This is a genomic window from Flavobacterium amylolyticum (genome assembly GCF_048284335.1).
Taxonomy (GTDB): domain Bacteria; phylum Bacteroidota; class Bacteroidia; order Flavobacteriales; family Flavobacteriaceae; genus Flavobacterium.
In genome coordinates, this window is the sequence record NZ_JBLVPG010000001.1 from 564,254 (window position 1) to 577,017 (window position 12,764).

Consider the following 12,764-nt stretch of genomic DNA (forward strand, 5'->3'; position numbering starts at 1 on the left):
CTAATGGTATTTAATTTGTCTTTTGGGGAAAGAATAAATGATATAATGTTTGAAAGTCATCCCAATATTGTGTCGAAATGACAAAACACTTAAATTACATTCTAAAAAAGCTTGACGCAAGTAGTGGAAAGAGTTCTTGTTTTTATTGTATTAAAAAAACATAAAATATAAAAATGGAGTTAAGAGATTCCTAACTAATATTTACAACTGTTTTTGGGCAAAAAATTCCAGATAAAGTAATCCAGATGATTATTAAAGAAGCATAGGATCCTGAATCAGGCTAAAAGTGAAATAAAAAGCCCCGAATACAAATAAAAATATTTAGAAATAAATTGTCATTTATATTCGGGGCAAAAAAATTAAGCTATTACTTTATTAGTATCGTTTTATTATCCGTTCCAAGTCCAATAATTTTCAGCGACTTCCATTGTTTTGGCAATAGTCCTTTGTTATATTTTAACCCCAAATCGGTTTGTTCCACACCGCCAAAACCATAAATTACAGCTTGAAGCATTGCACCAGCACCTGTAGCAAAATAGGGATTATTACTATTCGACGATTCTGAAAATACGCCAAAAGGAGGACGACTGTTTGGTAAGTAGGATTTAACAAAATAACTATAGGCTTTATCGCTATCACCCAATCTAGCATACAGTACTGACAAAACTCCCGAAGCCATGGCTGGACCATCTTTTTTATCAATTTTTTCGGCATAGTATTCTAAATCTCTTTTAATTTGCTCCTTTTCGGTGATCACATGTAAAGGATACGCTAATAAGTTAACATCCGCTTGTTTAATAATTTGCCCTTGATACCCTTTATAATTTTGAGTTATACCGTTCAGGGTATGAATTACTAATTTTTCTGAAACCTCTTTCCAGTTGGGATTGATTGGTTCGTTCAAGATTGTTGCTGCTTTAATTGTGTTTTTCAAGGATTCAATTGCTGAAGCATTAGTAAAAGCATTGTCATCTATATGTTGTGCATACTCATCAGCTCCAACTACATTTAAAATTGAATAACTCCCATCTTGATTTTTCACTACGCGACTTATCCAGAAATCAGCCGTTTCTTTCAACACAGCCCATTCTTTTCTTAACCAAGATTTATCCTGAGTATACGCGTAATAATTCCAAAAAGCTATCGAAACATCAGCCGTTATGTGTTGTTCAAAAATACCTGTTAATGCCCAGGTAGGCGTGGCTTCTTCGCCTGTATCATCTGATTCCCAAGGATACATTGCTCCCTTGTAGCCATAAATAAATGCTTTTTGTTTTGCTTTTTGCAAGCGGTCAGAACGGTAATCCAAACACGACTTTGCCATATCGGGTTGCAACGCTAAAAGTGTCGGATACATCCAAAGTTCCGTATCCCAAAAAATATGTCCGTTATATCCTTGCGAAGACAAGCCCATTGGTGCAATACTCTGTCTGGTATCAGAACGGATGTACGAGTATAAATTATATAAAGCAAAACGCACGCGCTGTTGTGCATCGAGTTCGCCTTCTATTTGAATGTCCCCCGTTTTCCATAATTCAGCCCAAGCTTGTTTATGTCGGCTCAATAATTTATCGATTCCTTCCTGTAATGCGTAAATGGGTTGTCGTTCGGATTCGTTTAAAGGATCCGTAACATCTTTTGAAGTACAAATTCCTCCTGCTATAGCAAATCGATATTTTTTACCTTTTAGCAACTTTTTAGTAAAACCAACTTCTTGACCACTTTGTTTTAAAGTTTCACTTTCCCCATCAAAAAGAAAAGTTGTTGAAGCAGCTACTGTATATTTTCCAGTCAATGTTTTAGCCGTTGTTCCAAAGACGGGCATTAAATACTGATTGTCTTTTAAAACACGATACTGACTTTTAGCCTCTTTCAATTCATCCGGAACTGACATGTAATTATTAGCTATAATTTCTATGTCTTTAGTAGGAGTAATTTCTACAATTGCCATTGCTGAAAAAGGCACAGCTCTATTCGCCAAAATCGTGTAATTGATGGTAGCTAAATCCTTAAATGAAAATGAGGTCGTGCTTGTCCCCTCTTTCATCGAGACTACTTGGCTCCAATTATCAATATTATCGGATTTGATTTCCTGATTGTTAATATTCAAATGCAGGTTTAAAAATTCTATACCCCGAACAATTCTACTGATTCCATTTTCAGGACTTCCGTCATAAACTCCATTCAAAATAATTTCTTTAGTCTTAAGAGGGGTATCATCCGTAACAATCCCTATTTGACCATTTGCCATAGCTACACCAAAATAATTTTCTCTAGAATTTGCGAATAAATGCCATTCATCTGATTTGGCTTGACCCATAACAATTGGACCTACCAAAAGCATGAAAAACAAACTTTTAAATGTTGAAATCATAATTGTATTTTTTTAAAATATTTTCAAACATATATAATTTATTTGTTAAAATATTAAATAGTTCCATATTGTAGCCCGAATAGAAATCGAAAACGTTTTCGGCTTATCGAAAACGTTTTTGATACTTGGAAGTGTAAAAATTACAAAATAGTATTCTATTTTTATGAAGATACTATAATAATAAACTCTTTTTTAAATGAAGTTCACAAACAAAATAGTACTGACTTTTCTTTTTCTAGGAACTGTGTTAATGGTGTTTTCTTGCAAAAAAGAGGAAGAGCATAAACACATCACTATCAACACCTCTGAAAAAATAGTACCTGATCCCTCAAAAAAATACAAAGAACCTTTTCGCCCGCAATTTCATTTCTCTCCTGAAAAAAAATGGATGAATGATCCTAATGGAATGGTTTTTTACAAAGGAGTCTATCATTTGTTTTACCAATATTTTCCAAATGATATTGTATGGGGACCTATGCATTGGGGACATGCCACAAGCACTGATCTCATACATTGGACCAATAAAAAAATTGCCTTGTACCCCGATAAATTAGGGATGATATTTTCAGGAAGTGCCATTGTAGATCTACACAACACTTCGGGTCTGGGGACAAAAGAGAATCCGCCAATGATTGCTATTTTTACTTATCACGATATGGAAAGTGAAAAAACTGGAAAAAAAAATTACCAAACTCAAGGATTAGCATATAGTTTGGATGCTGGAGAAACTTGGTTAAAATACACCGGAAATCCAATCATTGGAAATATTGACACAAAAGATTTTAGAGATCCTAAAGTGTTTTGGAATCCCGAAACTAATCTTTGGAATCTGGTTTTAGTCGCAGGGGATCATGCCCAATTTTTTACTTCAACAAATTTAATTAACTGGAAATTTGAAAGTGATTTTGGCAAAAACATCGGTGCTCATGGCGGCGTTTGGGAATGTCCCGATATTTTTAAATTAAAAGTTACCGATTCCAATGAGGAAAAGTGGGTTTTATTAATAAGTATTAATCCAGGCGCACCCAATGGCGGTTCCGGAACACAATATTTTGTTGGGGATTTTGATGGGAAAAGTTTCAAAACGTCTCAAAAAGAGATTAAATGGATTGATTACGGAACTGATAATTACGCTGGCGTTACCTATAACAATATGCCTAATGCGGAGCGAATTTTTATAGGCTGGATGAGTAACTGGATGTATGCCAGGAACACCCCAACAAAAAACTGGAGAAGCGCCATGACATTACCCAGAGAACTTTCTCTTTCGAAAATAAATAAACATTACGTACTAAGAAATACGCCTATAAAACAATTTAAAAAACAAGTAGTCGCAGCATATTCCAAAGATTTAATTGCTATTGAAGCCAATCAAAAAATTACTTTTAATTACAACTCACTCAATCAATCTGAAATACAATTTAAAGCTACTACAAGTAATTTAAAACTAGTTTTTTTCAACGATCTCAAGGATTCCTTAGTACTGGATTATGACTCCATAACAAACATATTTTCTATTGACAGACGCCATTCGGGAATAGTAAATTTTGAAAAAAATTTTGGGAAAGAAATTCATAAAACGGCATTGTCAAATAGTAACTCGGAAACTATGGATTACCAAATTATTTTGGATTGGTCATCTATTGAAATTTTTCTGAACGGAGGACAGTATAGCTTCACCGAACAAATTTTTCCTAAAAAGCCCTACACGCATTTAAAGATTCAATCCGATTCGAAACAAGATCTTACAAATTTTAGAATAAGCAAAATAAAAGGAATTTGGAGAGATTAATCCTATTTCCCATTTTAAAAACTAACCAAAAATAACCAAAAACATGAATAACGTCCGAAATTGGTCTCTTACCGTTGCAGTAGCGGGATTTTTATTTGGCTTTGATACCGTAGTTATATCCGGAGCTAATCTACCCATCAAAGAATTATGGCATACCACACCCTTATTTCATGGAATCTTCATTATGTCAATGGCCTTATGGGGAACTGTTTTAGGCGCATTATTTGGCGGAATCCCCTGTGATAGACTAGGCCGAAAAAAGACTCTTTTTTGGATTGGGATCTTATTTTTAGTCTCCGCCTTAGGTTCAGCACTTGCGCCTGATCCTTACACATTTTCCTTCTTTCGGTTTATTGGAGGGATTGGCGTGGGTGCCTCATCCGTAGCTGCTCCAATATATATATCGGAAATATCAAGTGCTAAAAACAGAGGAAAACTAGTAGCTCTTTTTCAATTTAATATTGTATTTGGAATCTTAATTGCGTTTTTTTCTAATTATTTATTCGAAGGTGTTGGTGGTATAAATGATTGGCGCTGGATGATTGGAATTGTTGCCTTACCAGCGTTGATTTACAGCATTATAGTATTGCAAATTCCAGACAGTCCGCGTTGGCTAATCTTAAAAAAGAGAGATGATGCTGCGGGGTTAAAAGTTTTAGAAATGATTTACGACAAACAAGAAGCGCTTCAGAATTTCAATGAAATAAAAAAAGATGTTGTTGATGCTACAGTGAAAGCTACTATCTTTTCAAATAAATACAAATGGCCCGTAATTCTGGCTTTTCTATTGGCTTTTTTTAATCAATTATCAGGCATCAATTTTATCTTATATTATGCTCCCGAAATACTAGAAATGGCAGGATTGGCCTCAAAAGAATCTTTATTGAATTCTATTCTGATTGGTGCAACAAACTTAATATTTACTATTCTTGGTATGCGATTAATTGACGTTCTGGGAAGAAAACAGCTGATGCTAATAGGTTCTATTGGATACATTGCGAGTTTAGGAATGGTTGCTTTAGCATTTTATAATAATTTAGGCGCTATTATTTTAATGCTATCCATCTTATTATTTATTGCTTCTCATGCCATTGGACAAGGTGCTGTAATTTGGGTTTTCATCTCTGAAATATTCCCAAATAATGTTCGTGCCAATGGCCAATCTTTTGGGACAGGAATCCACTGGATTTTCGCCGCTTTAATTACGTTAGCGGGGCCAGTAGTTATTGATTTATTCAAAGCTAATCCTTGGCCAATATTTGCCTTCTTTGCCTTTATGATGGTGCTACAATTGGTATTTGTACTATTTATGATGCCCGAAACTAAAGGATTATCCCTAGAAGAATTAGAACATAAAATGCTTAACCATGAATAATATCAAAAAACTCAATGTTGTTTGTTTTGGAGAAGTATTGTTTGATGTTTTTCCAACCCATAAAAAAATTGGCGGAGCCCCATTGAATGTGGCACTCCGATTAGCTTCGTTGGGAGTAGACGCTCAAATTATAAGTCGGATTGGCTCTGATGAAATTGGTTCTGAATTATTGCACTTTATCAAAAAAAACGGAATCCCTACCAACACCATTCAAATTGACCCCGTTTATTCTACAGGTGAAGTTATCGTAGCATTAAATGAAAAAGGGTCGGCATCCTATACCATAAACGCTCCTGTAGCTTGGGATAAAATAGCCTGCAATCCGGAAATCGAAAATATAGTGAAAAAAGCAGACGCTTTCGTATACGGAAGCCTTGTGTGCAGGGATTTAATTTCATTTAACACTTTATTAGAATTAATCCATTACGCAAAATATAAAATATTTGACGTCAATTTACGTGCGCCTTTTTATTCCAAAGACATCCTGATGCGATTAATGTTACAATCGGATTTTATTAAATTTAATGATGATGAATTGTATGAGATAAGTGCTTTTCTTAACTCACCATACCATTCGTTAGAACAAAATATACTTTTTATAGCGGAACACACTAACACAAAACACATTTGTGTAACCAAAGGAAGTCATGGGGCGGTGTTGTATTACAATGAAAAAATGTATTACAACAGTGGTTACAAAATTGATGTGATAGATACTGTAGGGTCTGGAGATTCTTTTTTAGCAGGACTACTAAGTAAATTATTAAATAATGAGGACCCGCAAAACGCAATTGAATTTGCATGTGCATTAGGTGCACTTGTAGCAAAAAACGAAGGAGCCAACCCCAGAATAACAAATAAAATCATTCTTGAATTTATGAATCCAATAAAAAAACTATCATTCCAATAATTTAAATTCATGACACTGTAATTTACAAAAATTACTACACTGCTACTACTACATCTTTTGGGTTATTTACCCTGTAATTCCATGATGGCACAAAAAACAACTTTTGCAATAGAAAAAAATGGTGGAAAGAAGCCGTTGCGTATCAAATATATCCTAGGAGTTTTAAAGACTGTGACGGCAATGGAGTTGGAGATTTAAAAGGGATCATTTCTAAACTGGACTATGTGAAAAGCTTAGGGATTGATGCAGTTTGGTTGAATCCTATTTATACATCCCCAAACGATGATAACGGCTATGACATTAGCAATTATAGGGAGATCCTGAAGGATTTCGGCACAATGGAAGATTTTGATCTTTTATTAAAAGAGATGCACAAACGAAACCTTAAACTCATCATGGATTTAGTAGTTAATCATAGTAGCGATGAGCACGAATGGTTCAAACAATCCAGAAGCTCCAGAAACAATAAATACCGCGATTATTACCATTGGTGGCCTGCCGAAAAGGGAAAACCACCTTATAGATGGAGCTTTTTTGATGTAAACAGTGACGCTTGGAAATATGATGCCCAAACGAATTCCTATTATCTTCATTATTTTTCTCAGAAACAACCAGATTTAAATTGGGAAAATCCAAACGTTAGAAATGAAGTCTATGACATCATGAAATTTTGGTTGGACAAAGGGATTGACGGCTTTAGAATGGACGCTTTTCAGTTTACTTCCAAAGATACCACTTGGCAAGAATTACCAAAAGGATATGAAAAAAATATTATAAAACACTATGGAGTTGGTCCCAACTTGCATAACTATTTACAAGAAATGAATACAGAAGTTTTTAGCAAATACGATATTATGACAGTTGCTGAAGGCGCAGGAAGTTCTCCAGAAGATGCTCTACTTTTTGTAGATCCCGATCGTAATGAATTGAATATCGCTTATCATTTTGAAAGTGTTGATTCTGGTAAACATTTGAATGATTTTGGCCTTGCAAAGTACAAAGCTATCTTCTCGCGATATGATCACGCCTTTAAGGACAAAGGATGGCTCTCTATTTTTCTTGGCAACCACGATCAACCCAGAATGGTGAGCAAGTTTGGTAATGACAATTCTGAATTTCGAGAAATATCTTCCAAAATGCTTTCTACTTTTATAATGTCCATGCGAGGAACTCCCTATTACTATTATGGTGATGAGTTAGGAATGACAAACATCCGATTCGACTCCATAAAAGATTACACTGATGTGGACACTCGGAACAAATATATTAGTTTAAAAAACAAAGGTGGCGATTTACAAAGTTTTTTACAAGGACAGAAGCAAACATCAAGAGAAAACGGAAGAACCCCAATGCAATGGGATAGAAATAAAAATGCAAGATTTACCACCGGAATACCCTGGTTAAAAGTAAATCAAAATTACAATACCATTTCTGTTAATACTCAAGAAAAAGATCCAAATTCAGTCTTGAATTATTTTAGAAAACTAGTACAATTACGCAAACAAAATCCAACACTTGTGTATGGAAAATATACATTATTAGACAAAGAGAATCCTAATATATTTGCCTATATGAGAGAACTGGACGGGAAAAAATTATTAGTTTTATTAAATTTCACGGACAAAATCAGTACGTACAACATTGGGTTTTCTATGGCACGATCTAAAATAATTTTAGACAACTATACTGGAATTAAAAAATTAAAAAACAATGTTTTACGCCCTTACGAGGCCATTATTACAGCGCTATAATTCTAATAAAAAACAAAAAATTATATACAATTAGCTAATTTATAATTAAACTGTTTCTTGAAAATTGATTTGCAATAAATAAATTGTAAATTCGTTTTTAAGAAACAGTTTTTTGCTATTGCCAACCGTGTACTCAACCATGAATAACCCCACTCTAAAAGAAATTGCATCGCAGCTCGGAATCTCAATAACTACCGTTTCAAAAGCATTGAAAGGATATTCAGATGTCAGTCAACAAACAAAGAATGCCGTTGTTGATTTAGCCAATAAGTTGAATTATACCCCTAACAGTTTTGCGGTAAATTTAAGAACAAAAGAGTCTAAGACTATCGGACTAATCATTCCCACTGTTGTGCACCATTTTTTCTCAAATGTTATTGAAGGAATACTAGAAGAAGCAGAGAAAAGAAATTACATGGTTATTATTTTACAATCCAACGAAAAACTTGATCTGGAAAAGAAACAAATTAATCTTTTGTTGAATAAACGAGTCGATGGTATTTTAATCTCTTTATCTAATGAAACTGGAGAGTTTGATCATTTAAAAGCGATTCTATCAAACGATACTGCGTTAGTACTTTTTGACAAAATCGCAAAAATCGTTAACTGTTCTAAAGTCAGCATTAATGATAAAAAGGCAGCTTATGACGCTGTGTGTTATTTAATAAAAAAAGGATATAAAAAAATCGCACATTTTAGAGGTTCCTATTTACCTCAAAACGCTATAGACCGCTTTCTTGGATATAAAAAAGCATTAGAAGACAATGACATTCCTTATAATCCATCTTTAGTTTTTGTATGTGAAAATAATATGGATTTTGAGGATGGATATGAAAACGCAAAAAAAGTAGTTGCGGAACATCCCGAAATCGATGCTATTTTTGCTGTGACAGATTTAGTTGCCATTGGTGTTATAAAATACCTAAATGAAGTAGGCATTGCTATTCCTGGGCAAATTGCCGTTTTTGGTTTTAGCAATTGGTTTATGTCAAGTGTAATAAGTCCACAACTATCAACTGTAGACCAGCCTGGATTTGAAATTGGAAGAAAATCAGCAGAAATTCTATTTGATGAGATTAATTTAAAAAGACAAAATAAGCCCATTGCTTTTAAATCCATACAATTAGAAACCAATATTATAGAAAGAGCGTCTACTTAGCAATTTCTTATGCACCATTTACCACTAATTGTTTTATAGCTATTTCGCTTTTATGTTTTTTTTAAATAAATTCAAATGAAGCGTATTTATAACTAAAAAATATTAATTCGTTTATTTTAATAATTACAAAAAAATATTAGATAAAATTCAATATCTTGGTAAAAATTATCGTATCGTTTTATTCTTTTTAAAACTAATTTTATTAAAACACTAGCTTTTAAATAAAATAGTGGAATTAAAATTACGTTTTAGTTTATCTAAACAAGTACACATTCAATTCATGAAAGACATTACTCTTAAAGAAATCGCAATCAAATTAGGCATTTCTATAACAACAGTATCTAAGGCTTTAAAAAATTATCCCGATGTAAGTGAGAAAACAAAAAATGCAGTGATTGAACTTGCTCAAAAACTACATTACACACCCAATAGCTTTGCTGTAAATTTAAGAACTAAAGAGTCTAAAACAATCGGTTTGATTATTCCAGAAGTAGTCCATCACTTTTTTTCTAATGTAGTAAATGCTATAATTGATGAAGCTGAAAAAAATGGTTATTTGGTTATCATCTTACAGTCAAATGAAACTTTGGCTTTAGAAAAAAAACAAGTTGAATTACTGATTAATAAAAGAGTTGATGGTATCATTATGTCACTATCTAATGAGTCAAACAATGATGATCATATTAAGGAAATAGTAAATAGAAAAATTCCTTTCGTGATGTTTGACAAAATTGCAAAACTCACTAAATGTTCAAAAGTTATTATAGATGATCAAAGAGCGGCCTTTAATGCTGTACAGCATTTAATCGACAATGGATGCAAGAAAATCGCGCATATTCGCGGCCCTTTAAACCCTCAGAATGCAATCGATCGTTATATTGGTTACAAAAAAGCATTAGAAAAAAACAGCATTCCCTTCGATACAAAATTGGTTTATACATGTGAAAACGTAACTTTTGAAGAAGGAAGATTTTTTGCAAAACAAATCATAAAAGAGCATCCGGACGTAGATGGCATTTTTGCTATAACAGATTTAGTTGCTGTTGGAGTTTTGTCATATTGTAACGACAACCAAATAAAAGTACCAAATCAAGTAGCAGTAATTGGCTTCAGTAATTGGTTTATGTCAAAAGTTCTCACACCAAAATTAAGCACTGTAGACCAACCAAGCCATGAAATGGGAATTGAAGCTTTCAAGTTATTATTGGAAGAAATGAATTGTCATAAAGAAGGAATCCCTTTTATTCCAAGAACAATAGAATTAGAAACTAATGTAATCATTAGAGAATCTTCTTTGAGAAATAATTCTTTTTCTAAAAACCTGCTTTAACTGTAGCGTTATTTAAGAAAATCAATGTTTCTTTTTATTCCTTGAAACTTAGCTCTTTTCAAAGGCGAATTTTTAAATATTACTCTAAATGTTTCTTCCGTAATTTCGTTCCATTCCTTTTTTGACATGGAAAGTAAAGCGGGATTAGGGTTAAATAAAGGTTCATTGTTTACTTTGGAAAATTTATTCCAAGGGCATACATCTTGACAAACATCACAGCCAAAGGCCCATTCATCAAATTTACCTTTCATCTCTAGAGGAATATTATCTTTTAATTCAATTGTAAAATAGGAAATACATTTGCTGCCGTCAACTACATAAGGAGCTACGATTGCCTGTGTTGGACAAGCATCAATACAAGCAGTACAAGTACCGCAATGATCCGTTGTAGAATTATCATATTCCAATTCTAAATCGATAATTAATTCCGCTATAAAATAAAAAGAACCTACTTTTTGAGTCAACAAATTAGTGTTTTTCCCTATCCAGCCCAACCCACTCTTGGCAGCCCAAGCTTTATCCAAAACGGGTGCAGAATCAACAAAAGCACGTCCTGAAACCTCTCCAATTGTGGTTTTAATTACACCTAATAATTCGTTTAATTTTTCTTTAATCACAAAATGGTAATCCTGACCGAAGGCATATTTTGAAATTTTATAAGAATCAGAATTTTGAACTTCCTGCGGATAATAATTTAGCAAAAGCGACACAACACTTTTCGCATCATCAACCAATAACGTTGGATTAAGGCGTTTATCAAAATGATTTTCCATATACGCCATTTGACCGTTTCTGTTGTTACTCAACCAATTTTCTAACCGTGGAGCTTCTTGTTCCAAAAACCCAGCCTTGGATATACCACAAGATAAGAAACCAAGACGTTTCGCTTCGGATTTGATAAATTGTGTATATTTAATTTTATTGTTTATAATTAGAAATAGAATTTATAATGAAGTATTCTTAGTAATTATGTCACATTTAATCCAAATTATTGATACAGTACAGAACGAACTCAATACCTAACTTTACTTAAAATAAACCTCCTTGAATATTGGTGTTTATTTTCCCCAAGTGCTTATACGCTTTATCAGTAACTTCTCTGCCTCGTGGTGTTCGCATTATAAATCCTTCTTGAATAAGGAACGGTTCATAGACCTCCTCGATAGTTTCGCTGCTTTCGGATACAGCTGTCGCTAAAGTAGATAAACCAACTGGCCCGCCCTTAAATTTATCAATAATCGTGTTAAGTATTTTATTATCCATTTCATCCAGACCATGAGCGTCTACATTGAGTGCTTTTAGAGCATAACGCGCAATTTCTATATCTATGGTACCATTTCCTTTAATTTGAGCAAAATCGCGCACACGACGCAATAAAGCGTTAGCAATACGTGGGGTACCTCTACTTCTACCCGCAATTTCTACAGCAGCTTGCAATGATATTGGCATTTTAAAAATTGCAGCGCTTCTTTCTACGATTGAGGTCAGCAACTCAGTTGTATAATATTGTAAACGGGAAGATATTCCAAAACGAGCTCTCATAGGAGCCGTTAACAAACCGGAACGTGTAGTGGCGCCAATTAAAGTGAACGGATTGAGATTGATTTGAACCGTCCTTGCATTTGGTCCGGATTCAATCATGATATCAATTTTAAAATCCTCCATGGCAGAGTATAAATATTCTTCAACAATAGGACTCAAGCGATGAATTTCGTCGATAAACAAAACATCTCTTTCTTCAAGATTAGTCAACAAACCTGCTAAATCCCCAGGCTTATCTAAAACTGGGCCGGAAGTAATTTTGATGCCAACTTGTAATTCATTTGCAAGAATATTAGCCAAAGTAGTTTTTCCAAGTCCTGGAGGACCATGAAAAAGAGTGTGGTCAAGTGCTTCATTACGTTGATTTGCCGCTTGAACAAAAACTTTAAGGTTTTCTAATATTTGATCTTGACCGGCAAAATCATCAAAAGAAAGCGGTCTTAATTTTTTTTCAAGATCAAGTTCTTCGGAATTGTAGCCATGGGATGTTGGGTCTAAATTTTCATTCATGCAACAAAGATAGCAAAGCAA

Annotated in this window: 9 protein-coding genes; 6 read left to right on the plus strand and 3 right to left on the minus strand. The window is 33.8% G+C overall.

The features are described 5' to 3' along the window. Positions 1-367: 367 nt before the first annotated feature. Positions 368-2,374, minus strand: coding sequence for a glycosyl hydrolase family 95 catalytic domain-containing protein (locus ACNQF9_RS02490; RefSeq protein ID WP_417989581.1), 2,007 nt, complete (start codon positions 2,372-2,374; stop codon positions 368-370). Between the two features lie 196 nt (positions 2,375-2,570). Here ACNQF9_RS02490 and ACNQF9_RS02495 point away from each other — a divergent pair, with 196 nt between their 5' ends. The 6 genes from ACNQF9_RS02495 (at position 2,571) to ACNQF9_RS02520 (ending at position 10,691) form a co-directional block, all read left to right on the plus strand. Then, on the plus strand, positions 2,571-4,166 hold the full coding sequence (locus ACNQF9_RS02495; RefSeq protein ID WP_417958683.1) for a glycoside hydrolase family 32 protein: 1,596 nt from the start codon (positions 2,571-2,573) through the stop codon (positions 4,164-4,166). Between the two features lie 43 nt (positions 4,167-4,209). Further along, positions 4,210-5,541, plus strand: a complete 1,332-nt coding sequence (locus ACNQF9_RS02500) for a sugar porter family MFS transporter (protein WP_417958684.1) — start codon at positions 4,210-4,212, stop codon at positions 5,539-5,541. Then, a complete protein-coding gene (locus tag ACNQF9_RS02505) occupies positions 5,534-6,451 on the plus strand; it encodes a carbohydrate kinase family protein (RefSeq protein ID WP_417958685.1) in 918 nt (305 codons plus the stop codon). Before ACNQF9_RS02500 ends, ACNQF9_RS02505 begins: the two co-directional genes overlap by 8 nt. 146 nt (positions 6,452-6,597) lie before the next feature. Continuing rightward, entirely contained in the window at positions 6,598-8,202 is a 1,605-nt protein-coding gene (locus tag ACNQF9_RS02510; protein ID WP_470303278.1) for a glycoside hydrolase family 13 protein, read from the plus strand. A 139-nt stretch (positions 8,203-8,341) separates the two neighbouring features. Continuing rightward, complete coding sequence (locus ACNQF9_RS02515; RefSeq protein ID WP_417958687.1) at positions 8,342-9,361, plus strand: LacI family DNA-binding transcriptional regulator; 1,020 nt, start codon at positions 8,342-8,344, stop codon at positions 9,359-9,361. Positions 9,362-9,641: 280 nt separating this feature from the next. Beyond that, entirely contained in the window at positions 9,642-10,691 is a 1,050-nt protein-coding gene (locus tag ACNQF9_RS02520) for a LacI family DNA-binding transcriptional regulator (protein ID WP_417959387.1), read from the plus strand. An 8-nt stretch (positions 10,692-10,699) separates the two neighbouring features. Here ACNQF9_RS02520 and queG read toward each other — a convergent pair whose 3' ends face one another. Together queG and ruvB are read right to left on the minus strand one after the other, a co-directional pair. Then, positions 10,700-11,623, minus strand: a complete 924-nt coding sequence (gene queG, locus ACNQF9_RS02525) for a tRNA epoxyqueuosine(34) reductase QueG (RefSeq protein WP_417959388.1) — start codon at positions 11,621-11,623, stop codon at positions 10,700-10,702. Between the two features lie 97 nt (positions 11,624-11,720). Beyond that, the gene (gene ruvB, locus ACNQF9_RS02530; RefSeq protein WP_417958688.1) at positions 11,721-12,743 is read right to left on the minus strand and encodes a Holliday junction branch migration DNA helicase RuvB; all 1,023 of its coding nucleotides are present in this window, start codon (positions 12,741-12,743) and stop codon (positions 11,721-11,723) included. Positions 12,744-12,764: the final 21 nt, after the last annotated feature.